At 59.3% G+C, this 23,284-nt stretch carries 16 protein-coding genes and 1 pseudogene; 12 read left to right on the top strand and 5 right to left on the bottom strand.

Features of this window, described 5'->3' with window-relative positions:
• Nucleotides 1-8 precede the first annotated feature (8 nt).
• Complete coding sequence (gene phoU, locus HPTL_RS08650; protein ID WP_197713654.1) at nt 9-704, bottom strand: phosphate signaling complex protein PhoU; 696 nt, start codon at nt 702-704, stop codon at nt 9-11.
• A gap of 80 nt (nt 705-784) precedes the next feature.
• Nucleotides 785-1,447, bottom strand: coding sequence for a ribose-5-phosphate isomerase RpiA (rpiA, locus tag HPTL_RS08645; RefSeq protein ID WP_119335622.1), 663 nt, complete (start codon nt 1,445-1,447; stop codon nt 785-787).
• 174 nt (nt 1,448-1,621) lie between these two features.
• Here rpiA and brxF point away from each other — a divergent pair, with 174 nt between their 5' ends.
• From brxF to HPTL_RS08610, 7 genes are all read left to right on the top strand, one after another.
• Entirely contained in the window at nt 1,622-2,110 is a 489-nt protein-coding gene (gene brxF / locus HPTL_RS08640) for a BREX-3 system P-loop-containing protein BrxF (RefSeq protein ID WP_119335621.1), read from the top strand.
• A 3-nt stretch (nt 2,111-2,113) separates the two neighbouring features.
• Complete coding sequence (locus HPTL_RS08635; RefSeq protein ID WP_119335620.1) at nt 2,114-5,854, top strand: DUF6079 family protein; 3,741 nt, start codon at nt 2,114-2,116, stop codon at nt 5,852-5,854.
• Between the two features lie 41 nt (nt 5,855-5,895).
• Nucleotides 5,896-7,611, top strand: coding sequence for an ATP-binding protein (locus HPTL_RS08630; RefSeq protein ID WP_119335619.1), 1,716 nt, complete (start codon nt 5,896-5,898; stop codon nt 7,609-7,611).
• Nucleotides 7,612-7,762: 151 nt separating this feature from the next.
• A complete protein-coding gene (locus tag HPTL_RS08625) occupies nt 7,763-10,849 on the top strand; it encodes a DNA methyltransferase (RefSeq protein ID WP_119335618.1) in 3,087 nt (1,028 codons plus the stop codon).
• Nucleotides 10,846-12,066 (top strand): AAA family ATPase, encoded by a 1,221-nt coding sequence (locus tag HPTL_RS08620; protein ID WP_119335617.1) that lies wholly within the window; start codon nt 10,846-10,848, stop codon nt 12,064-12,066. The genes HPTL_RS08625 and HPTL_RS08620 overlap by 4 nt, the downstream gene beginning before the upstream one ends.
• A complete protein-coding gene (mads4, locus tag HPTL_RS08615; protein WP_119335616.1) occupies nt 12,063-12,686 on the top strand; it encodes a methylation-associated defense system protein MAD4 in 624 nt (207 codons plus the stop codon). The genes HPTL_RS08620 and mads4 overlap by 4 nt, the downstream gene beginning before the upstream one ends.
• Nucleotides 12,683-14,935, top strand: a complete 2,253-nt coding sequence (locus HPTL_RS08610) for a DEAD/DEAH box helicase (protein ID WP_197713653.1) — start codon at nt 12,683-12,685, stop codon at nt 14,933-14,935. The genes mads4 and HPTL_RS08610 overlap by 4 nt, the downstream gene beginning before the upstream one ends.
• A 129-nt stretch (nt 14,936-15,064) precedes the next feature.
• Here the strand turns inward: HPTL_RS08610 and HPTL_RS08605 are convergent, their stop codons facing one another.
• Nucleotides 15,065-16,048 carry an IS5 family transposase gene (locus tag HPTL_RS08605; protein WP_108079864.1) on the bottom strand — a complete coding sequence of 328 codons (984 nt, stop codon included), beginning with the start codon at nt 16,046-16,048 and terminating at the stop codon, nt 15,065-15,067.
• Between the two features lie 90 nt (nt 16,049-16,138).
• On the opposite strand from HPTL_RS08605, the pseudogene HPTL_RS08600 reads away from it, so the two are divergent.
• The 3 genes and pseudogenes from HPTL_RS08600 to HPTL_RS08590 all read left to right on the top strand — a co-directional run.
• Nucleotides 16,139-16,786: pseudogene (locus tag HPTL_RS08600) on the top strand (helicase); the annotation flags it as partial.
• The gene (pglZ, locus tag HPTL_RS08595; RefSeq protein ID WP_119335615.1) at nt 16,779-18,785 is read left to right on the top strand and encodes a BREX-3 system phosphatase PglZ; all 2,007 of its coding nucleotides are present in this window, start codon (nt 16,779-16,781) and stop codon (nt 18,783-18,785) included. The pseudogene HPTL_RS08600 and the gene pglZ, both read left to right, overlap by 8 nt.
• A gap of 101 nt (nt 18,786-18,886) precedes the next feature.
• Nucleotides 18,887-19,534, top strand: a complete 648-nt coding sequence (locus tag HPTL_RS08590; protein ID WP_197713651.1) for a hypothetical protein — start codon at nt 18,887-18,889, stop codon at nt 19,532-19,534.
• A gap of 15 nt (nt 19,535-19,549) precedes the next feature.
• Here HPTL_RS08590 and moeA read toward each other — a convergent pair whose 3' ends face one another.
• The gene (gene moeA / locus HPTL_RS08585) at nt 19,550-20,764 is read right to left on the bottom strand and encodes a molybdopterin molybdotransferase MoeA (RefSeq protein ID WP_119335613.1); all 1,215 of its coding nucleotides are present in this window, start codon (nt 20,762-20,764) and stop codon (nt 19,550-19,552) included.
• Between the two features lie 142 nt (nt 20,765-20,906).
• Here moeA and HPTL_RS08580 point away from each other — a divergent pair, with 142 nt between their 5' ends.
• Nucleotides 20,907-21,803, top strand: a complete 897-nt coding sequence (locus tag HPTL_RS08580) for a ferritin-like domain-containing protein (RefSeq protein WP_408610119.1) — start codon at nt 20,907-20,909, stop codon at nt 21,801-21,803.
• 48 nt (nt 21,804-21,851) lie between these two features.
• Here HPTL_RS08580 and HPTL_RS08575 read toward each other — a convergent pair whose 3' ends face one another.
• The gene (locus tag HPTL_RS08575; protein WP_119335612.1) at nt 21,852-22,466 is read right to left on the bottom strand and encodes a c-type cytochrome; all 615 of its coding nucleotides are present in this window, start codon (nt 22,464-22,466) and stop codon (nt 21,852-21,854) included.
• Nucleotides 22,467-22,544: 78 nt separating this feature from the next.
• On the opposite strand from HPTL_RS08575, the gene yihA reads away from it, so the two are divergent.
• Entirely contained in the window at nt 22,545-23,204 is a 660-nt protein-coding gene (yihA, locus tag HPTL_RS08570) for a ribosome biogenesis GTP-binding protein YihA/YsxC (protein ID WP_119335611.1), read from the top strand.
• Nucleotides 23,205-23,284 lie beyond the last annotated feature (80 nt).

The raw sequence follows: 23,284 nt of genomic DNA, 5'->3' as shown, positions 1-23,284 counted from the left end.
GTTGAAGCTTACGCCTCGGCTTGCGGCGGCGAGCCGCGGTAGCGCACGTCCTTGCCCTCCACCACGTAGATCACGTGCTCGACGATGTTCTTCGCGTGGTCGCCCACGCGTTCGAGCGCCTTCGCGATGAAGACCAGTTCGATCGACTGCGAGATCGTGCGCGGATCTTCCATCATATAGGTGATCAGTTCGCGCAGGATCCCTTTGAACATCCGGTCCACCTCTTTGTCGCGCGCCAGGATTTCGCTGGCCTGGTCGTCTTCGAGCCGCGCGTAGAGGTCGAGCGCCGCATGGAGCATCTCCACGCCGGTACGGGTGATCAGATCGAGCTCGACGCTGGGCGTGAAAGAGGGTTGCCGATCCAGCAGGCGTAACCCCGCTTTCGCGATCTTTTTCGCCTCGTCGCCAACCCGTTCCAGGTCTGTCGCGATCTGCATCGTCGCAAGCGCAAGCCGCAGGTCACTCGCGGTGGGGGCGTTGCGCACGATAAGCTGAACGGTTTTTTCGAACACCTCGCGGTCTTCGGCGTTGATCTCTTTTTCTTTCGAACGAACCGCTTCCAACAAATCGGTATTGCCCGTACGCACCCCTTCGACCGCGCGCTGCACCTGCGCTTCCACCTCTCGCCCCATGGTGAGCACCAAGGTGCGCAATTCGTTGATCTCTCTGTCGAAAACGGAAAGGGTGTGCGGCTTCAGATTCATCAGCGGTTCTCCTCAGAACGTGCCGGTAATCTTAGCATGGGAATGTGACGGTTTGGTGACAGGGCGAAAGCCGCACGCCGTCATTGCCGCACGAACCGCTCGACCCCATTGGGTGTGCCCAGGAGCAGCACATGCGCGGCCTGCATCGCGAAGATGCCGTTCGTGACTACGCCGGGAATGTCGTTGAGCCGCCGCTCCCACGCCAGCGGATCGTCGATCGTAAGTCCGTGCACGTCCAGGATCTGGTTGCCGTTGTCGGTGGTGAACCCTGCGCGCAGTTTCGGGTCGCCCCCCAACGCGCGCAATTGCCGCGCCACGTATTCCCGCGCCATCGGGATCACCTCGACCGGCAGGGGAAAACGGCCCAGCACCGTGACGCGCTTCGTCGCGTCGCAAATGCAGACGAAGCGTTCGCTCATCGCCGCGACGATCTTTTCCCGCGTGAGCGCCCCGCCACCGCCTTTGATCATGCAGAAGTTGGGGTCGATCTCGTCCGCGCCGTCGATGTAGAGCGCGAGCGATTCGACCGTATTCGCGTCCAACACCGACACACCGATCGCTTCAAGGCGCGCGGTGGTGGCTTCCGAGCTCGAAACCGCGCCCGCAAGCTTCTTGCCGCTTCGGCCCAAGGCGTCGATGAAACAGTTCACCGTCGAGCCAGTACCCACGCCGATTACCGCGCCATCGGGGATCTCTTGCACCGCTGCTTCGCCGACGAGCTGTTTGAGGGTGTTTGGGTCCATCGGGGCTCCTTTGTGAAGTAGGGCGAAAACCAGTCGATCGATCGTTTCGATGGTGATATTAGCACGTACTGAAAAAGGAGTGGGGCTGCAAGGTTGTGGCGGGTGGGAACCCGCGCAAAATCAGGCATAATGGATCAAGTGGTGCGGACTGCTCGACAGGGTGGAGAAAGCCCGATGTGGCCGGCGGGAGCAGAAATAAAAAAACGAATCGATGAAGTGCAAGCGCTTTATTTTCAGCTCATCTTACTGGTTGGCGGGGCTCAAACTGGCAAAACAGCCGTGCTTCAAGGGCTTGCGGAGAGCCTTTCTGTGCCACTCATCAACGTCAATCTGGAACTCTCCCGCCGCATGTTGGACCTGACCGAACGTCAACGGGCTTTGTTGACGCAAAAACTCCTGAGCGAAATCGTCCGTGCAGCCCCAGGCGAACTGGTTTTGCTCGACAACATCGAGATCCTTTTCGATGTCCACTTGCAGCACGATCCTATGCGTCTACTTCAGGGGTTGTCTCGGAACAAGAGCGTTATCGCGGCATGGAATGGGTCGATAGCGGATGGGCATATCATCTATGCTGCTCCAGGCCATCCCGAATATCGACGCTACCCAATTCGCGATTTTCTGGTGATCACCCCAGATGCCAATACGGATAGACCTGAGAGGTAACCAATGAAATACCGTGACCTGATCCATTTCGAGCCCATCGAATCCGTAGTCCAGCTACGGGATGCCGATGAAGCCTCTGCTGCCCAGCAGCTGGTTCGCACCTTCGTCATCTCCGACGAGATGGCCGAAAAGCTGACCGGCCTTGTGATCCCCCAGCTTCAGTTCGACCAGCCCGTCGATAACAAGGGGCTGCTTGTCGTGGGCAACTACGGCACCGGTAAGTCACACCTGATGTCGGTGATCTCCAGCATCGCCGAGCACGCGGACCTGCGGACCTATCTGGGCAACGCACAGGTGGCACAAGCAGCAAGAGCGATTGCCGGCAAGTTCAAGGTGGTCCGCACCGAGATCGGGGCCACCACCATGTCGCTGCGGGACATCCTCGTCGGCGAGCTGGAGGAGTACCTGGCCGCCATGGGCGTGACCTATACCTTCCCGGATGCCAGCCAGGTCCCCAACAACAAGCGGGCCTTCGAGGAGATGATGGCCGCGTTCCATAAGGCCTATCCGGACCATGGCCTGCTCCTGGTCGTGGATGAGCTGCTGGACTATCTCCGCACCCGCAAGGACCAGGAATTGATCCTAGACCTCAATTTCCTCCGTGAGGTGGGTGAGGTCTGCAAGGACCTGCGTTTCCGCTTCATGGCGGGTGTGCAGGAGACCATCTTCGACAGCCCCCGTTTCGCCTTCGTCGCCGACAGCATCCGCCGGGTCAAGGACCGCTTCGAACAGATCCTCATCGCCCGCAAGGACGTGAAGTTCGTCGTCGCCGAGCGCCTGCTCAAGAAGACCGGTGAGCAGCAGGCCAAGATCCGCGAATACCTCACGCCGTTCGCCAAGTTCTACGGCCACATGAACGAGCGGATGGACGAGTTCGTCCGCCTCTTCCCGGTCCATCCCGACTACATCGACACCTTTGAGCGCGTCACGGCGGTGGAGAAGCGCGAGGTGCTCAAGACCATCTCTCTGGCCATGAAAAAACTCCTCGACCAAGAGGTGCCGCAAGACCGGCCCGGTCTCATCGCCTACGACAGCTATTGGACGAACCTGCGCGAGAATCCCTCCTTCCGCGCCGTCCCAGACATCAAGGCGGTGATCGATTGCAGCCAGGTGCTGGAGTCCCGGATCGAGCAGGCCTTCACCCGGCCGGCGTACAAGCCCATGGCGCTCCGCATCATCCACGCGCTCTCGGTCCACCGGCTGACGACCGGAGACATCTACGCACCCCTGGGCGCCACGGCCGAGGAGCTGCGCGACGCGCTCTGTCTCTACCAGCCCGGCATCGAAGAACTGGGTGGAGACCCGGCCGACGACCTCCTTTCCCAGGTGGAAACGGTTTTGCGCGAGATCCACAAGACCGTGAGCGGCCAGTTCATCTCCTTCAACCCAAATAACCGTCAGTACTACCTGGATCTCAAGAAGACAGACGACTTTGACGCGCTCATCGAGAAGCGCGCCGAAAGCCTCGATGCCTCCCAGCTCGACCGCTATTACTACGAGGCCCTGAAACGGGTCATGGAGTGCACCGACCAAACTTACGTCACCGGTTACCGGATTTGGCAGCACGAACTCACTTGGTTGGAACGCAAAGCAGCGCGTCAAGGCTATCTTTTCTTTGGCGCTCCCAATGAAAGGTCAACGGCTGTGCCGCCACGTGATTTCTATCTTTACTTCATCCAGCCGTTTGACCCACCGCCATTTAAAGACGAAAAAAGGAACGACGAACTCTTCTTCCGGCTCAAGACGCGCTCCGACGCGTTTGATCAGACGCTTCGCTGCTACGCCGCAGCGCTTGATCTCGCCTCCACCTCGAGTGGCCACGCAAAAGCCACCTATGAGTCGAAAGCCGCCGGGTTTCTGCGGGAATTGGTGGGGTGGTTACAAAAGCATGTCGCGGATGCTTTTGAAGTCACCTACCAGGCGCGCACCCGGCTTCTCATCGAATGGGCCAAGGGCAAACCCATCCGCGAACGCCTCGGCATCGCTGATCATGAGCGGATCAACTTTCGCGACCTGGTAAACACCGTCGCTGGAATGATCCTTGCGGCCCACTTTCAGGACCAAGCGCCTGAGTATCCCTACTTCTCGGTGCTCATCACGAGTCAAAACCGCGAGCAGGCGGCACAGGACGCTCTGCGTGCCATCGCCGGACAGAATCGCAGCAAGCAGGCGAACGCCGTGCTCGACGCCCTCGAGCTCCTCGATGGCGAGCGGCTCGACCCGTACCGCTCCAAATACGCGAAGCACATCCTGAACCTCCTCAATAACAAAGGGCAAGGCCAGGTGGTCAACCGCTCGGAGCTGATCCAGGAGGTCTTTGGCGTTGAGTACTTCGCACCAGAGAAAGGTTACCGCTTAGAGCCTCAATGGGTTGTTGTGGTCCTAGCTGCACTGGTCAACTCCGGGGATATCGTGCTTTCGATTCCCGGCAAAAAGTTCGATGCTACTGGTTTGCCGCAACTGGCCGCGACGCCGATTAACGATTTGGTCGACTTCAAGCACATCGAACGCCCCAAAGACTGGAACCTGCCCGCACTCAAGGCGCTCTTCGGTCTGCTTGGGCTTGCGTCGGGTATGGGGCAGCTTATCACCCAGGGCAAGGAAGAGCCGGTCCAACAGCTCCAGAAAGCCGTCTCCGCGGTGGTGGAGAAGCTGGTCTTGGCCCAACAGAGCCTACAAAGCGGCCTGTCGTTCTGGGGTAGGAATCTGCTCGCCGAGGAGGAAGCTGCTCAGCTGCGCGACCGACTCAACCAGACCAAAACTTTCTTGGAATCCCTCCAGGCCTACTCCTCGCCCGGTAAGTTTAGGAACTTTCGCTATGACGTCCAGGAGGTGACGCGTCACGAGGACGGTCTGAGGGTTCTCTCGGAGATCGAGTCCCTGCAGGAGCTGGTCCGCGACCTGGGCCCGGTGGCCTCCTATCTCTCCACCGCCGAGGCGGTGCTGCCCACGGACCACGAATGGGTAAAGCAGATGAAGGCGACGCGAGATGCGGTGCTCGCGCAGGTGTCGGACCCGGCCCAGCGCACGTCCAGCGCTTTCCGCCAGCAGACCCTGCGCAAGCTCACCGACCTCAAGAAGTCCTACGTGCAAGCCTATCTCACCATGCACGCCCGTTCCCGACTAGGCGTGAATGAGGACAAGCGCAAGCGTGCGCTTCTGCGTGACGAGCGGCTCAAGAAACTCCAGCAGCTCTCCACGATTGATCTGATGCCGCGCCAGCACCTGACCGATTTCCAGAACCGTCTGGCCGGCCTGAAGAGCTGCTTCGCGCTCACCGAGCAGGACCTCATTGCGGCGCCGGTCTGCCCGCATTGCTCCTTCCGGCCCGGCACGGAGGCGCCTGCCGCACCTGCCGCACCTGCCGCGACCGTGCTCGAGCACCTGGACACGGAACTGGACAAGCTCCTCGATGACTGGACCCAGACGCTGCTGGCCAACCTGGAGGACCCGACCACCCGCGGCAACCTCGACCTGCTCAAGCCCGAGCCCAGGAAGCTGGTGGATGCCTTCCTCAAGGAACGGAAGCTGCCCGATGAACTGGGCCAGGATTTCATCCATGCCCTGCAGGAGGTGCTCTCCGGGCTGGTCAAGGTTGCGGTGAAGACCGAGGATCTGCGCGCAGCCCTTCTCAAAGGCGGCTCACCGGCAACGCCCGCGGAGATGAAGAAACGCTTTGAGGAATACCTTGATGAACGCACCAAGGGCAACGAGCCCGGCAAGGTCCGAATTGTACTGGAGTGAGAATTACCAGTGTGCACAAATGAAAACAAAATGAGGCTGTAATGAAAGAGCTCGACGAGATCCGCTCTCTCCTTGATGAGCTAGAACATCAGCCGGCGGATGCCCTTGAAGGGCAGGATCTCGATTTCAAGGAATGGAACACCCGCAGCCTTCAGGATGCTGTAGCCCTGGTCGTGGAAATGGCGGTCTGCATGGCCAATGGTGGCGGGGGAACCGTCATTTTCGGTGTGAACGACAAGGCAGTCGGACGATCCAATGCCATCCTGGGCGTGCCACCAGAGATCGATATCAATCGGCTGAAAAAGGCGGTTTACGACTCCACAGATCCCAAATTGACCCCTGTATTCCAGGAGCTTCCGGTCCCGGAAGGAACTGGACGACTCATTGTCATGCAGATTTATCCTGGTCTGCCACCCTACACGGACACGCAGGGACGCGGCAAGATCCGAATTGGGAAGGATTGTCAGCCACTTACGGGCACCTTGCGCCGTCGGATCATGGTGGAGACCGGCGAAACCGATTTTACCGCCACCCCGGTTTCCGACATGCCTGAATCCCTGGTTTCTGCAGCGGCGATGGAACGTCTCCGCGAGGCCGCTCGTCGCGAGAATGCTCCCGACGATCTCCTACGTCGACCCGATCGGGAACTGCTTGCTACGCTCGGGCTCATCCGGGACGGACGCTTGCTGAGATCGGGGGTGCTGCTGAGCGGAACGGAGCGTGCCATTCGGAAACATTTCCCTGGCTACGTCTGGACGCATCTGCGCATGGTATCTGATACGGACTATTCCGATCGCGCAGATGGATACGATGCACTTCCCATTGCTTTGGATCGCATCCTCGACCGGATCATGGCTGACAACCCAATCACCACCGTTCCCCAGGGCTTGTTCCATTTCGAAATCCGGACCTATCCTGAAATCGCCTTGCGTGAGGCACTGCTCAATGCCTTCGTTCATGCCGATTACCGGATTTACGGCCCCATCCTGGTCAAGCAATTTCGCGACCGTCTTGAAATCAGCAATCCCGGCGGGCTACCGGGTGGCATCACGCCGCAGAACATCCTGCGCCATGAACCGGTTCCCCGAAATCCGGCCCTGGTGGATGCCCTGACACGCCTGCGACTTGTCAACCGCAGCAACCTGGGGGTACGCCGGATGTACCAGGCTTTGCTCATTGAGGGCAAGGAGCCTCCCGAGATCCTCGATGAAGGCGAAGCGGTCCGGGTTATCTTCCGCGCCAGCGATTTGTCTGTTCCCTTTCGGCTTTTCGTGGCACAAGAGGCCGACAAGGGTCGTATCCTGTCAGTCGAGGAGCTGCTGACCCTGCAGTATCTCTTGAGGCATCCCGAAATCGACACCATCACGGCAGCCCGTATTACCCAGCAGACGGAAAGCGACGCCAAGGAAACCCTGAGCCGCATGGAACTCGATCTGGGCTATCTGGAGCGTGGCGGCACGGGCCGGGGCACCTACTGGCGTCTGCGTGCCGACCTGCACCGGCGCCTCTCGGCGCCCGGTCATCCCGAGCGAGACCGCCGCATTGACTGGGAAGCCGCGAAGACTCGAGTGTTGAGCATTCTTAAGCAGCGCGCTGACCGGGGAGAGTCTGGATTGAGTAACGCGGAGATTCGCCAGATTACTCATTTGGACAGGAATCAAGTGGTCAGGTTGATGCGAGAGTTACGGCAAGAGAACCCGCAAATACAGGAACCGGGGCGAGGACGCTGGGCGCGTTATGAATGGGCAAAGCAATAATGCTGCTCATTGAATGTTGCATTGAAAGCCGTCTAATGCGCATTTTAATGAGCAGCGCGTATTGGGGAGCATTGCATGATGGCAATAAGACGGCTCCATTCCGCCTCATTCAGTCAAAAGGAGTAAAAGGAGTAAAAGGAGTAAAGTTCACATGAACCACCAAAACAACCTTTTTGAAAACCAGGATCTCAAAACCAGGAACCAGGAACCGGGCGAATGTCTTGGCCAGACATTCGCCTCCGACGAAGCGCGGCGGGAGCACTTCCTCCGCCTCTTGCGCGAAGGGCTGGAGGAACTCCACGCCAAACTTGGCGGTGTGCCCTTCACCACGGTGGAAGACGCCGTGGAACGGATGGGGTCGGTCGAGAAATGGCCGATGGGGGATGACGCGCATCTGCGTGAGCTCGCCGAGCGCATGCGCCATGCGGACTCAAACAAGGATCTGCTCCAGCGCTGGAAGGACGAGATCGGCTTCCCGCACGGTGAGATCAAAGACATCCTGAACCTCTCCGATCCACCGTATTACACGGCGTGTCCGAACCCCTTCATCGCGGACTTCATCAAGCACTACGGCAAGCCCTACGACCCGAACGTGCCGTACAGCAAGGAGCCGTTCGCGGCGGATGTGAGCGAGGGGAAGAACGATCCCATCTACAACGCGCACTCCTACCACACCAAAGTGCCGCACAAGGCAATCATGCGCTACATCCTGCACTATACCGAGCCGGGCGACGTGGTCTTCGACGGTTTCTGCGGCACGGGGATGACCGGCGTGGCGGCGCAACTCTGCGGCGACCGCGCAACCGTGGAGTCGCTGGGCTACAAGGTGGATGATGCAGGCACCATCTACCAGCCGGAACAGGACGAAAACGGCAAAACGGTCTGGAAGCCTTTTTCCAAGCTCGGCGCGCGGCGCGCTGTGCTGAACGACCTCTCGCCGGCGGCGACCTTTATCGCCTACAACTTCAACACACCGGTGGACGTGCGCGCCTTCGAGCGCGAAGCCAACCAGATACTGAAAGAGGTAGAAGCCGAATGCGGCTGGATGTACGCCACGCTCACCACCACCGCTGCGAACGAGGCGACGACGTGGGCCGAGAAACTGCGCGCATGCCGCACGGCCGACGAGGCGCGGGCGCTGATCGCGTCGATCCTATGCCGCGGCACGATCAACTACACCGTCTGGTCTGACGTGTTCGTCTGCCCGGACTGCACCGAGGAGGTGATCTTCTGGCACGCGGCGGTGGACAAGGAAGCGGGCAAGGTCAGAGACGAATTTCCCTGCCCGCACTGCGGGGCGAGCCTGACCAAGCGCAATATGGATCGCGCCTGGGTGACCAGATACGACAAAAGCATCGGCGAAACCATCCGTCAGGCCAAGCAGGTACCGGTTCTGATCAACTACAGCGTGGGCAAGAAGCGCTACGAAAAGACGCCCGATGCCTTTGATCTGGCGCTGATCGAAAAGATCGAAGAGCTGGACATTCCCTACTGGTTTCCGACCGACCGAATGCCGGAGGGCGAAGAATCTCGTCGCAACGATGACATCGGCCTCACCCACGTGCACCATTTCTATACCAAGCGGAATTTGTGGGTGTTGGGGGCGCTATCTAGTAAGTTTAAGAATCGAAATAGTCTTCATGGTTTGTTTGTTCTTACCGGATTGCTGCAGATCAGCAGTATACAATCCAGCTTTCGATTTGATAATCGTAACCCGAAAAATACGGCGGGGGGGATTTTAAAAGGCACATTGTATGTTCCATCACTTCCGCGCGAAGGCTCGATCTTTGAGAACTTCAAGCGTAGATTCCGAGCCATCCTTTCTTCAGATAATGGCCGCTGTATTCAAATACACAATATCTTGGAATCAAGAACACTGGGCTTCGCCCCAATAGATAATTCAATTGATTACATCTTCACCGATCCGCCCTTTGGCGGCAATCTGATGTACTCCGAACTTAACTTCCTCTGGGAATCCTGGCTCAAGGTTTTTACCAACAACGAGCCCGAAGCGATCGAGAACAAGGTCCAAGGCAAAGGTCTGCCGGAATACCAGCGGCTGATGACCGAATGCTTCAGGGAATACTATCGGGTGCTCAAGCCAGGCCGCTGGATGACGGTGGAGTTCCACAACTCCAAGAACAGCGTATGGAACAGCATTCAGGAAGCACTGCAAACCGCGGGCTTCGTCATCGCCGACGTGCGCACGCTGGATAAGAAGCAGGGCTCGTTCAAGCAGGTGACCAGCGCCAATGCCGTCAAACAGGACCTGGTCATTTCGTGCTACAAGCCAAACGGGGGGCTGGAAGAGCGCTTCAAGCGCGAAGCCGGCACCGAGGAAGGTGTCTGGGACTTCGTCCGCACGCACCTGAAACAACTTCCGGTGTTCGTCTCAAAGGACGGCAAGGCGGAGGTCATCGCCGAGCGGCAGAACTACCTGCTCTTCGACCGCATGGTGGCCTTCCACGTCCAGCGGGGCGTGACGGTACCGCTCTCCGCGGCGGAGTTCTACGCCGGTCTCGCCCAGCGCTTCCCGGAGCGCGACGGGATGTACTTCCTGCCCGAGCAGGTCGCGGAGTACGACAAGAAGCGCATGAAAGTGAAAGAGATCCTGCAGCTCCAGCTCTTCGTCACCGATGAGGCCTCCGCCATCCAGTGGCTCAAGCAGCAGCTCACCAGGAAGCCGCAGACTGCAGGCGATCTTAAACCGCAGTTCATGCAGGAGATTGGTGGCTGGAAGAAGAACGAAAAAATGCTCGAACTTGATGAACTGCTGGAGCAGAACTTCCTCCGCTACGACGGCAAGGGCCCGATTCCAGCCCAACTTGTCTCCTGGATGAAGCAAAGCGCCGACCTCCGCAAAATCATTCAGGAAGAGCTGGCTTCCGGCCGTGCGGCGGAGGAGAACGGCCAACTCAGCACTCAGTCCTCAGTCCTCATCACTCGCGCCAAAGACCGCTGGTACGTCCCGGACCCCAACAAGGCCAGCGACCTGGAGAAGCTCCGTGAGCGGGCCCTGCTGCGCGAGTTCGAGGAGTACCGCGAGTCCAAGCAGAGGCGCCTGAAGGTGTTCCGCCTCGAGGCCGTCCGCGCCGGCTTCAAGAAGGCATGGCAGGATCGGGACTACGCGACCATAATCGCCGTGGCGCGCAAGATCCCCGATAACGTCCTCCAGGAGGATCCCAAGCTTCTCATGTGGTACGACCAGGCGGTGACAAGGGTGGGAGGAGAATCATGATCGTAGGCATCTCTATAAAAAATTATAAAGGCATTCGGGAGTTATCAAATCTCCCACTGTCGCGTTTTCATGTTCTGGTCGGACCGAATGGCGTTGGAAAGACGACATTTCTTGATGCCATCGACTTTGTAAGAGATTGCCTGGCCCACGGTCCGGCTGTAGCCGTTGAATCTCGACATATTGCCGATTTCGATGATCTTACCTGGATGCGTCAAGGAGGAATTATTGAGGTTGAGCTATGGCTCGATCTTTCTGATCAACTGCCCGCCTTGGCAGAAAGCTTGATCAACTATCGTCTTGCAATCAAGCAGGATCCAAAACTAGGGGTTTGTGTCCATGATGAAATTCTTCGCCAGTATTCGAAAAGTTGGCTTCCTAGTGGCAGGACAATAGAATTCAGCCCCAAGGTAAAACCTAAACGACTATTGGGCAAAACCACGAAAGGGACCGACTTCTATTTACGAGAGAAGGGAACCTATCAGGATTCGTTCAATTTTGGATTGGATAAATTGACGCTTGCTCTCACACCGCCTGACGAAGAGCGTTATCCGACAGCCAATACTGTGCGACGATTCCTGATGCAAGGGGTTCGTTACATTCAGCTCAATAGCCCAGCCATGCGTTTACCCTGTCCTGCCACTCGACCCACAGATTTGGAGCTTGACGGTACGAATTTAGCTCGTGTCGTTGGTCGTCTTCTTGGCGCGGGTGGTGGTTTGGGGCCTTACTGGGCAGAGTCGGGTCCTGTATATAACTGGGTTGAACATTTGCGCTATGCATTGCCTGACTTGGTGAACATTGGATGGGCTAGAAGGCAGGCAGATAATGCCGAATATCTGGTGCTCCGATATGAAAACGGGCTTGAGGCTCCAAGCTGGGTACTGTCGGATGGCACACTGAGGATGCTTGCATTGACTTTGCCAGCGTTTTTACCTCCGGAGCCTGCTCTTTACATGGTTGAAGAGCCGGAAAACGGAGTTCATCCGAAGGCACTTGAAATTATTCTGCGCTCACTTTCAACAGTGCCGCGTTCTCAGATGTTAGTGGCGACTCATTCCCCATTTGTCGTACAGCAGTGTGGCATTGATCCTCTGCTTTGCTTTAGCCGTGATACGGACGGTGCACATATCACTGCAGGGCGTAATCATCCCGCGCTGAAGGACTGGGACGGCGCGCCAGATCTGGGGATTGTTTTTGCGGCGGGGGTGCTTGAATGAAGGACTTGCTCCTATATGTTGCCGACGCGGATGCACAAGCCTTTATGAATTCGCTTCTAAATAAACCTCTGGCGTTGGGCATTCGCCAGATTACTTTCGACATTGAGCGGCACCCTCAGCGTGATTCTGGGATGGTGCAAAGTGGTCCGGAACTGACGAGAATGAAGAAAGGGAAATACCAAAAAGCGCTTCTTACATGGGATCATCACGGTTCTGGTCGTGACCATAATCAATCGCCCGAGCAAGTGCGCGATGAAATTCAAAATAAGCTCGACTCCTACACCTGGAGCGGAAACAGTTCTATCACTATTTTTGTGCCCGAGCTGGAGCAATGGCTTTGGTATTGCGAAAACGCATTGATCTCCTATTGCGGCATATCAGCAGAGCAACTAAATACCTGGCTTGCAGATCGTTCAAGTAAGCTCGGCAAGCCTGTGGATGTACTCAAGGCTGAACAACCCAAGGAGCTTTTTGAATATGTGATGAGGGAGCGCCTCAAAAGGACCATTTCACCCAGAGACTTTGCCGAAATTGGTAAGCTTGCGGGCGTGAAGGGATTGATGGACTGCGAAACGTTCCGATCGGTTGTTGATGTGTTGCGAACCTGGTTTCCACAATGAATCACGAGTGGCACTACAGCACCGTTCATAAGAGCGCCTGCAAGGTCATCGAAAAACAAACTTTGTGGGATCAGACAGTGTGCCGCATCTGGTTGCCGAACCAGGACGCGGTGGTGCGCGTGCCCTGCTCTGCCTTGCGGCCGCTGAGTGCCGACCTGCGGCCAGAGATTGAAGCCGGATGCATAGCTTATGTGGCTGCCGCAGCCAAGGTGACCGGGGTGCTCGAAGGTTCCACTAGCGCCACCGAGGGTCATGTATTGCTGGTTCCCATGGTGTCCAACGTCATCCCGTTGCCCCATCAGATTCGAGCGCTCTCCAGGGCCATGTCGGGCGACCGCGTGCGCTATCTCCTGGCAGACGAGGTGGGCCTGGGCAAGACCATCGAGGCAGGTCTTATCATGCGGGAGCTCAAGCTCCGAGGGCAGGTAGAGAGAACGCTGGTGATCGCCCCGAAGGGCCTGGTGACCCAATGGGTGGCGGAAATGCGCACCCACTTCGGGGAGGAGTTCCGCCTGCTCATCCCGAGCGACTTCTCCGCCTACCGCCGCATTGCCCAAGAAGACAACCTCTGGCAGAGCCATCCACAGGTGGTCTGCCCCATGGACTCTGTGAAGCCCCTGGACAGCCGGCGCGGCTGGTCGAGGGATCAGGTGGCCGCGTACAACCGGGAACGCTTCGAGGACCTGATCTCCGCCGGCTGGGACCTGGTCATCGTGGACGAGGCCCATCGCTTGGGTGGGAGCACGGACCAGGTGGCCCGCTACAAGCTCGGCCAGGGGCTGGCCGAGGCGGCGCCCTACCTGCTCCTGCTCTCCGCTACGCCGCACCAGGGGAAGACGGATCATTTTAGGCGGCTCCTCTCTTTACTGGATCCAGAAGCGTTTCCCGATGAGGAAAGTATTTCCAAGGAGCGGGTACAGCCCTACGTCATCCGAACAGAAAAGCGCCGGGCCATCGACGCGCAGGGCAAGCCGCTTTTCAAACCTCGGCGCACGGAGCTTGCGCCGGTCTCCTGGGAGGATCGCCACCGGGATCAACGGCTGCTCTACGCGGCGGTGACCGAATACGTGCGCGAGGGCTACAACCAGGCCATGCTCGAGAAGCGCAGCGCCATCGGATTCCTTATGATTCTGATGCAGCGCCTGGTGGTCTCCAGCACCTGCGCCATCCGCACCACCCTGGAGCGGCGCCTCGAAGCGCTCGATGCTCCGCAGGAACAGCTCACACTCTTTTCGCAGCTCAGCGAGGAGGACTGGGCCGATCTGGACGGCCAGGAGCTGATGGAAACGCTGCTCAAGACCCGGCTCAAGGCCCTGAAGAATGAACGGGCCGAGGTGAAGCGGCTCCTGGAAGCGGCCAAGCGCTGCGAAGCCCAAGGCCCGGACGCTAAGGCCGAAGCGCTCCTGGAGTGGATCTACCGTCTTCAGGCCGAGGAAGGCGATCCGGATCTCAAGGTGCTGGTGTTCACCGAGTTCGTGCCGACCCAGGAGATGCTGTTCGAGTTCCTGAGCGAGCGTGGCTTTACGGTGGTGTGCCTCAACGGCTCCATGGACATGGAGGAGCGCAAACGCGTCCAGGACGCATTCGCCAAGGATGCCCGCATCCTCATCTCGACGGACGCCGGTGGTGAGGGTCTCAACCTCCAGTTCTGTCATGTGGTCATCAACTACGACATCCCCTGGAACCCGATGCGCCTGGAACAACGCATCGGCCGGGTGGACCGCATCGGCCAGAGCCACACGGTGCGCGCCATCAACTTCGTGTTCGAGGACTCGGTCGAGCACCGTGTCCGCGAGGTTCTGGAAGAGAAACTGGCGGTCATCTTCGAGGAGTTCGGCATCGACAAGACCGGTGACGTGCTCGACTCTGCTCAGGCGGGGCGCATTTTCGATGATCTGTATGTGGAGGCCATCCTCAATCCTGAGGAAGCGGAAACGAAAATCAATGAAGTGGTGCAGAGCATTGAGGAGCAGGCCCGCCAGTCTCGGCAAAGCGCCTCGGTGCTCGGTTCTGTTGAAGACCTAGATCCCGGTGAAGCGCAGCGGCTGCTGGCTCATCCGCTCCCACATTGGGTAGAGCGCATGACGGTAAGCTACCTGCAGGCGCACGGCGGCAAGGCGGAGAGGAAGCACGGCGCCTGGGAGCTCACTTGGCCGGGCGGCGAGCGACTGACCCATGTCGTCTTCACCAGCAAAGAGGCAGAAGCGAGCCCTTTGAGCTACGGACACGCTGAACAAATCAGCATTTGACTGGAAATGAGCGAGATTGACCGTATCCCTTCGACATTGACACCTCGGTGGGCAAGAAATGTCTTTTTTGCCGCCATTTTCGGCTGGCTTTCGCCTCGTTTCTCGGCGAATTTCCTCATTTCGCCCCTCTCAGGACGCACCTTGGGCGTTGAGCGCAAACAATTGCCGCTTGGCGATCAGCAGATTCGCCAACCCAAAGAGCGTGTAGAGCTGCGCAGTGTTCTTCGCCAATCCCTTGTAGCGTACCTTCTTCATGCCGAAGAGGTTCTTGACGATGTGAAACGGGTGCTCGACCTTGGCACGCACGCTTGCCTTGAGTTGCTCGATCTTGTCGATCAACCTGCCCATCGCCGTCTTCGGCAGCGCCTTGCGTTTGCCCGGACGCATCGCGACTTCCCATCGAACCTTGCCGTTGCGGTTCTCTTGCCGCTTCTCGACGCCCTGGTAGCCCGCATCGCCAAAGGCCACTTTCTCTTCTCCATGCAGCAGGGCATGGGCTTGGGTGACATCATTGGTGTTGGCCGGGGTGGTCACCAGCGTGTGGGTGATGCCGGTTTCGGCATCGACGCCAATGTGGGCTTTCATGCCAAAGTACCACTGATTGCCCTTCTTGGTTTGATGCATTTCCGGATCGCGCTTGCCGCTTCGGTTCTTGGTCGAGGACGGTGCGGCGATGATCGTGGCATCAACGACCGTGCCTTCCTTGAGGATCAAACCCTTCTGCGCCAGCACGGTATTGATGGCAGCAAAGATGCGCTCGGTCAGATGGTGCGTTTCCAGCAGGCGGCGAAACTTGAGCAGGGTGGTGGCATCGGGCGCAGACTCCCGCGACAGGTCGATGCCAACGAAGCGCCGGATGGCCTGGCTGTCGTAGATGGCGTCTTCGATCCCTTCATCGGACAATCCGAAGCACTGCTGGGCAATATACATGCGCAGCATGCGTTCCACGCCAATCGGCGGCCGGCCTCGTCCGGTTCCCTTCGGGTAGAACGGTTCGATCTCAGCCACCAGCGCCGACCAAGGCGTTACCGCATCGATTTCGGCAAGAAACCGGTCGCGCCGCGTCACTTTCTTCTTGCTCGCATATTCAAGTTCGGAAAAGCTCGCTTGCATCGTCAAGTGCCTATCAAATGTCAGTACTTCAATTCTCGCATGTCAGGGATGAGTTCGGCCCATCGATCTGCGAATAAATCAGTGTGTCCCTACCACTTGACGCTGGAAGATCCCAAGGTGCGTGGGCTGGCCATGCGCCTGCCTCCCTTTGCCCCGGGACAACCAATCCCGGTCATCACGCTACCTGGTCTTGCCCCAGAGATCAGGGGTTTTTGGTCGCTTTGGCAGATTTCAGTCACGTGTGGTGCGTTGCGGCGCACGAATCTTTCCGACACACAAGAGAGACTCGACCCGGAACCCGAGACGCGGCGAAGACGCATCATGCCTTTGTTCCTCGCCGACGACGGTCGGGTGTTTGCACCGACTGCCCGGCACATCTGGGATCAACTGGTGGTAACGAAGCCCACGATCCTCTGGCATTTGGACGTCGAGACCTCGCATCAAGCCTTCGAGCGACTTTGGGATACGGCGGAGCGCCAGGGGAAGACGATCTACGACGAGCTGGTAGCCGCTCACCAGGAGCGCCTTGCATGGGAGCGCGAAAAGGGCGAGTACGCCTTCGCTGCGCGACGCAGAGCCATCGAGCGCATCGGACTGCCCCAGGTCCGTAACCATCGCCTGAGTCTCTTGGAACAGGAGGAAGAACGCTTCAGGGAACAACTCGAGCGCAGGGCCCAGATCTTGCCGGAAATGGCGCCCCTGCTTCTCGTCCGCGTGGAGGGAGGCGTCCATGGGTAGTTGGCGTGACCAAATCCTGCGGGAGTTCACACCCCAAGTCGCCCGGCTTACCCTGGTCGCGGATCCGGATGGCCTTCTCCTTGAAGAAGGTGTTCTCGAAGGGATCCGGGAACGGGGCTTTGAGCTGATCCCGTTCGAGGATCATGTCGCCTTTCGCTATGCCTACGAATCCAAGTTCCGCTCCCGCTGGGACCGCGGCGAGGAAACCGATCTGGTGGTGGTGCTGAGATCGCCGTCGAGCGATCTTGATGCCTTACCCTACGACCTGCTGCAGGCTGGCCGCAAGCTCTCGTTCTCCTTGAGCGATCTCTTTCCGAATCTCAGCTACCCCGTTGTTGCGGCGCTCGATCGGGCTGATCTCGATGCGTTGTTCGATGCGCAATTGAGGCACGCGCCGGGGCAGCTCGGCGACAACGCTACGAAAGACTTCATCCTGCGTCATGTATTTGACATTGCGCCAGAACTGATCAAAGAGCCTCAGGGTCTGCTCCGAGTTTTGCTGCGCCGCCATTACCGTGGACAACGAATTCCGGCCATTCTCGATGAGCGCTTGATCCAAATGCTTCGTCAAAACGGCCGGTTCGAGGATTGGCCTCTGGAGGCCATCATTCCGGATGGGCAAGCATTCTTTGCGTTCTTGCAGGAGCGCTGGCCGGTGTTCCTCGACCAATTCGCAGCTCAAATGCTCGGTGAAAAGTGCAAGGTGCGCGAGGTGGAGGCGCACTATGCCCTAAGCACCCCGCACCTGCCGTTCGACCACCCCGATGTCCGCATTTACCTCGATAATCTTTTCTTTGAGGGCTTGCTCCAGCCGGTTCCGCACAAGCAATCGCAGATGCTTGCCAAGACCTGGGTGGCTTACGGGATCGAAGTCTCCTCCGAGGAGAACCGACGCCGCCGCATGGAGGGGCTGCTGGATGCCCTTGAAAAGACGATCCCCACGGTGGAGGTGCGTCATGGGGAGTGGCTGCAGTTTGCTTACCGTTGGGCGGAACTCGTCGCGTTGGAGCTGGAGCCGGACACCATCCTGCCGGAAGGATACCGGGCGCGCCTTCAGGCTCTGAGATCCCGGATCGATTCCGCGCTCACCGATTGGGTGATGAAGCGCTACGGGAGTCTGATCAACCTGCCGCCCACACCACCGGTAATGCTGCATCACATCCCGCGGTTCCTCGCCCGAAGCCTCGGAGACGACCGACGCTCGAAAATCGCTTTTCTGTTGGTAGATGGCCTCGCCCTAGACCAATGGATCGTCTTGCGTGAGGTACTCAGCGAGCAGGATTCGTCTCTGCGGTTCCGTGAGAACGCCGTTTTCGCTTGGATTCCCACTATCACCTCGGTTTCCCGGCAAGCCGCCTTTGCCGGCAAGCCACCGATCTTTTTCCCGGCGAGTATCCATACCACAGACAAAGAGCCAGCCCTTTGGACGCAGTTCTGGGTCGATCAGGGGCTTAACGCAAATGAGGTGGCTTACGCCAAGGGGCTGGGCGAAGGGGATTTGGACAAAGTTTCTGAGCTTATCTCTCGGCCCAAATTACGTGTCGTCGGGCTGGTCATCGATAAGGTCGACCAGATTCTGCACGGCATGGCGCTGGGTGCAGCGGGTATGCACAACCAGGTTCGTCTTTGGACTAAGCAGGGATTCCTGCGGGATCTTCTCGGTATCCTACATACCAAAGGTTTCCAGGCGTACCTGGCTTCGGACCACGGCAACGTTGAGGCGCAAGGGGTGGGGCGACCTGCCGAAGGGGCGGTTGCGGACGTGCGCGGCGAGCGCGTGCGTGTCTATTCGGATTACAGATTGCGGGCGCAAATTAAAGAGCGTTTCCCTCAGTCGTTGGAATGGCCGCCCATCGGTTTGCCAGAAGATTATTTGGCGCTAATCGCACCGTACCGAACCGCTTTTGTGCGCGAAGGCGAAACCATTGTGGGGCATGGCGGTATCAGCGTTGAAGAGCTGATCGTGCCTTTCGTCCAAATTGAGAGACAAAACCGATGAAATCATCGCGACAGAGCCAAATCGGCCTTGATCGGATTGTGCGTCTGAAATGGCTAGACTACGCTGCCGGTTTGGTTCTTGCTGGAATGCACACACCAGCGGTGAAAACGGCGCTCTGTTCTGAGCTTCAAAGCGCGTTTCAGTCCGCGAATACCGCTGCCCGCGGATCGTTAGATAAGACGGTGACGATCTTGATGAGAATCTGGGTTCGCCCCCCGCTTGAACTGCGCCCTCTGCAACAAGATGGGCTCAAATTCCTTGTCAAACTGCCGCGCGAGTGCCATGTTGCCGTGCACTGGGGCATGATTATGGCGGTTTATCCGTTCTGGGGCGCGGTAGCGGCCAACGTGGGGCGACTCCTCAGGCTTCAAGGTGCGGTGACGGTCAGTCAGGTACAACGCCGATTGCGCGAGCAATATGGAGAGCGTGAAACGGTTTCACGGGCAGCACAACGGCTTCTGCGCAGTTTCGTGGATTGGGGCGTGCTTGTGGAGACCGATGAGCAGGGCCTGTATCGCCCTGCTTCCTCGGTTGCGATCGATCAAGCAGCACTGATTGCTTGGTTGACCGAGGCCTATTTGCGCGCGCAAGCGACCACAGGACAGGCGTTGTCCGTCGTCATGGGGTCGCCAAGTTTTTTCCCGTTTTCATTCGCTTCCGTTTCTGCAGCCCATCTTGCCGACCGTTCCAGCCGGTTGCACTATTTCCGTCATGGACTGGACGAAGCGCTGATCATGTTGCAGGAATAGCCTGTTTCCCGTCCGTCAAAACACCACCGCAAACGGCAGGAACGCCACCGTTGCCCCTTCCGGTAGGTCACCGGCCTCTTCGGGAAGGATGATGAAGCCGGTGGCGCGGGTCATCGAGCTGAGGATGCCCGAACCCTGGGCGCCGGCAACGTGCGCCACCAGCGTGCCGTTTTCGCGCGCCAATGTGCCGCGCAGGTACTCTTGCCGCCCCGGTTTTTTGCGGATCGGGTGCGCCAGGGTGACCGGGATCGGTTCTGCGGGCGTCACCGGGTCTTCTCCTTGCAGGTAGCGCAGCGCGTCGCGGGCAAACGCGGCGAAGGCCACCAACGAGGCGACAGGGTTACCCGGCAGCCCAAAGAGCCAGGCGGTTTTGATGCGGCCGAACGCAAGCGGTCGCCCGGGTTTGATCGCCAGTTGCCAGAAGTGAACGGCGCCGAGTTCGCTCATGAGTTGGCGGATGAAGTCGGCTTCGCCCACCGAGACGCCGCCGGAGGTGAGGACCACGTCGGCGGTTTCCGCTGCGTCGGTGAAGCGAGCGCGCAGTAGTTCGGGGTCGTCGCGCACGATGCCGAAGTCGAGCACGTCGCACCCCAGGCGTGTGAGCGCGGCGGTGAGCGTATGGCGGTTGCTGTCGTAGATCTGTCCCGGGGCGAGCGGTTCGCCGATCGTGGCGATTTCGTCGCCGGTGGAGAGGACGACGCAGCGCAGCCGGCGATAAACGCGCACCGACCCGATGCCGAGCGACCCGATGAGCCCGAGTTCGGCAACGCCCAGGCGGCGGCCCACGGGTAGCGCGACGCTGCCGGCGGCAAGGTCTTCGCCCGCGCGGCGCAGGTGTTGCCCGGCTTTTTGCCCGGGGGGGATGGTGACGGTGGCGCTGTCGTGGGCGGTACAGAGTTCTTGCGGGACGATGGTGTCCGCCCCGTTGGGGATTTCGGCGCCGGTCATGATCCGTACTGCGGTGCCGGCGGTGAGCGCACCAGTGAAGGGGTGCCCGGCAAAGGCGCTCCCGATCACGGTGAGCGTGGTGGGTCGATCGGGGGCAAGGTCCGCGGCGCGTACCGCGTAACCGTCCATGGCGGCGTTGTCGTGGGCTGGGACGTTGAACGGCGCAAGGATCGGTTCGGCAAGGATGCGGTTCAGCGCTTGGGGCAGTGGGACGAGTTCCCACGCCATCACAGGTTGGAGTGCGGCACGGATCGCGGTTTGGGCGTCGGCAACCGAAAGCATCGGGGTTCTCCTCTCTTCGGATTGTGAAGGTGCGCGCTGTGGCGTGGTCTGCGGTACGCTGTTTTTGGGATTGTAACGCGGGCGGCGCGGGTTGTGCGGCATAATCGGGCCGTTGGGTTTGGGAGCGCCCATGAGGGAAACGATGCCAGTGAATGTGGCGCATTCTGCACAAGGGGAACAGTCGGAGCGTTCTGGGCGTTCGGTGCATGAGGCGGCGTTTCGGGTGCTGATGACCGCCGAACCGGCGGCGAAGTGCGCGGGCGCGCAGGAGTTGTGGCAGGGGTGGCAGTCAGGCGCGCTTCGCGTCGAACCAAAACGGCCGTTGCCGCCGCCACTGCTGCAGCCAGGGCGCCCTGAGCGGCCAGTCTTGTTGCCGCCCGCGGCGATGCCGAAGCGCAAGGTGGGTACGCGCGAAGGGCATGCGGCGCTGCTGCACGCGGTGGCGCACATCGAGTTCAACGCGATCGATCTGGCGCTCGATTGTGTGTGGCGTTTTGCCGCGATGCCGACGGCGTTTCACGCCGATTGGCTTCGGATCGCGGCGGAGGAGGCGTACCACTTCGGTTTGGTGTGCGCGCGGCTCGAAGCGTTGGGGTTTTTCTATGGCGATTTCCCTGCCCATAATGGGTTGTGGGAGATGGCGGTGAAGACGATGGACGATCCGCTGGCGCGTATGGCGTTGGTGCCGCGGGTATTGGAGGCGCGCGGGTTGGACGCGACACCGGTGATTCAGGAGAAGTTGCGGCAAATTGGCGACACGGCGTCGCTGGCGGTGCTCGATGTGATTTTGCGCGACGAAGTCGGCCACGTGGCGGCAGGGGGTCGCTGGTTTCGCTGGTTGTGTGCCGAACGGAGTTTGCCGCCGGAGGAGACCTATCAGGCGTTGGTCGAACGGTTTCGTGCGCCGTTACCCCATCCGCCGGTCAATTGGGCGGCGCGGGAACAGGCGGGGTTTTCTCGCGCGGAGGTCGAAAGGTTGCTTGCGCTCCGGGCAAAACGTGACAAGCAAAAGAGAAAAACTTCCCGGCCGAGCAGTTAGGCTCGACCGGGGGTAGATGGCCTGTTCACGCGACCGGTCAGACAGTTCTCAGCGCAAGCCGGCGATGTAGTCGGCAACAGCCGCCATTTCGCTGTCGGTCATGGCATTGACGGCCATGCGCATCATCGCTTCGGGGTCGTTGGCGCGTTGCTGTTCGCGGAACGCTTTGAGTTGCGCGACGGTGTATTGCGGGTGTTGACCTTTTAGCATCGGGTACTGAACCGGGATCCCGCTACCCGACGGGCCGTGGCACGCGGCGCACGCCGGGACCCCTTTGCTGGCGATTCCGGCGCGCCAGATCTTTTGCCCCAGCGCCAATGTGGCCGGGTTTTGCGCGGCGCTTTCTGCCGGTTTTTGTTGGCTGAAGTATTCCGCGACCGCTTTCATCTCTTCTTTGGTGAGGGTGGCGACCATGCCGTTCATGATCGCGTTTTCACGCTTGGGGGGTTCCCCGTTCCAACTCTTGAATTCCACCAACTGCTTGTAGAGGTATTCGGCGTGTTGTCCGGCCAGTTTCGGGTATTCGGCAACAGCGCTGTTGCCGTCGGTGCCATGGCACGCGGCGCAAATGGTGGTGACGATCTCCTGCACACGGGCCGGCTCGACAGCGTGCGCGGCGCCAGCGACGAGAAGCAGCGAGCTAGCGACTACGAGTGGTTTCATGACGGTTCCCCAAGACGAAGCAACTCAAAACTGCTATTCTAACGGAAGTGACAATTTTCGTGGAAGTGCAAGCGTTTGATGCATCTCAACAATGACGGTTTTTTTCGTGGTACGGCATTCGTGACCTCGATCGCGAAACCGACGGGGTTGCCGCCTGCGGCGGGACCGGAGGTGGCGTTCGTCGGGCGCTCGAATGCGGGGAAATCGAGCGCAATCAACACATTGACGGGCCACAAACGGCTGGCGTATGTCTCGCGGACGCCTGGGCGGACGCAATTGCTCAACATTTTTCGCACGCCTGCGGGGTGTTATCTGGTCGATCTGCCCGGTTTTGGTTACGCCAAGGTGCCGGAAGCGGTGCGTCGGCAGTGGGTGGGGTTGATCGAACACTATCTGATGAACCGGGACGCGCTGATTGGCCTCGTGCACGTGATGGATGCCCGCCATCCGCTGACGCCGCTCGACTGGCAGCTTCTTGAATGGTTCGCACCGCGCGGGTTGCCGGTTCATGTTTTGCTCAGTAAAGCGGACAAGCTTTCGCGCGGCAAAGCGGCAGCCACGCTTGCCGAGGTTCGGCGCGCGCTGGCACCCCGCGGGTGGCAGGTTTCCGCGCAGCTCTTTTCGGCGTTGCAGCGCACGGGGGTTGCGGAAGTGGAAACAGTGGTCGGTAATTGGTTCGCAGCGGCGCAGCAGCATACTCTGGCTGTGGTGGCGTCTACCGAAAACGGGGGATGCTAACGCGAACGCACGGCGATAAAAAAAGACGCCCAGACGGGTTCGTCCGGGCGTTCAATCCCGCTCAGGGAGGAGGGCGGGAG

The sequence above is a fragment of the Hydrogenophilus thermoluteolus genome (assembly GCF_003574215.1).
In the GTDB taxonomy this organism is placed as follows: domain Bacteria; phylum Pseudomonadota; class Gammaproteobacteria; order Burkholderiales; family Rhodocyclaceae; genus Hydrogenophilus; species Hydrogenophilus thermoluteolus.
This window is presented reverse-complemented; position numbering and strand designations above follow the sequence as displayed.

Excerpts from the sequence above, each read along its gene's own strand:
- HPTL_RS08625 (WP_119335618.1), top strand. The coding sequence starts at position 7,763 with ATGAACCACCAAAACAACCTTTTTGAAAACCAGGATCTCAAAACCAGG.
- phoU (WP_197713654.1), bottom strand. The coding sequence starts at position 704 with ATGAATCTGAAGCCGCACACCCTTTCCGTTTTCGACAGAGAGATCAAC.
- pglZ (WP_119335615.1), top strand. The coding sequence starts at position 16,779 with ATGGGTAGTTGGCGTGACCAAATCCTGCGGGAGTTCACACCCCAAGTC.
- yihA (WP_119335611.1), top strand. The coding sequence starts at position 22,545 with ATGCATCTCAACAATGACGGTTTTTTTCGTGGTACGGCATTCGTGACC.
- HPTL_RS08620 (WP_119335617.1), top strand. The coding sequence starts at position 10,846 with ATGATCGTAGGCATCTCTATAAAAAATTATAAAGGCATTCGGGAGTTA.
- HPTL_RS08575 (WP_119335612.1), bottom strand. The coding sequence starts at position 22,466 with ATGAAACCACTCGTAGTCGCTAGCTCGCTGCTTCTCGTCGCTGGCGCC.
- moeA (WP_119335613.1), bottom strand. The coding sequence starts at position 20,764 with ATGCTTTCGGTTGCCGACGCCCAAACCGCGATCCGTGCCGCACTCCAA.
- mads4 (WP_119335616.1), top strand. The coding sequence starts at position 12,063 with ATGAAGGACTTGCTCCTATATGTTGCCGACGCGGATGCACAAGCCTTT.
- HPTL_RS08605 (WP_108079864.1), bottom strand. The coding sequence starts at position 16,048 with ATGCAAGCGAGCTTTTCCGAACTTGAATATGCGAGCAAGAAGAAAGTG.
- brxF (WP_119335621.1), top strand. The coding sequence starts at position 1,622 with ATGTGGCCGGCGGGAGCAGAAATAAAAAAACGAATCGATGAAGTGCAA.
- rpiA (WP_119335622.1), bottom strand. The coding sequence starts at position 1,447 with ATGGACCCAAACACCCTCAAACAGCTCGTCGGCGAAGCAGCGGTGCAA.
- HPTL_RS08630 (WP_119335619.1), top strand. The coding sequence starts at position 5,896 with ATGAAAGAGCTCGACGAGATCCGCTCTCTCCTTGATGAGCTAGAACAT.
- HPTL_RS08580 (WP_408610119.1), top strand. The coding sequence starts at position 20,907 with ATGCCAGTGAATGTGGCGCATTCTGCACAAGGGGAACAGTCGGAGCGT.
- HPTL_RS08635 (WP_119335620.1), top strand. The coding sequence starts at position 2,114 with ATGAAATACCGTGACCTGATCCATTTCGAGCCCATCGAATCCGTAGTC.
- HPTL_RS08610 (WP_197713653.1), top strand. The coding sequence starts at position 12,683 with ATGAATCACGAGTGGCACTACAGCACCGTTCATAAGAGCGCCTGCAAG.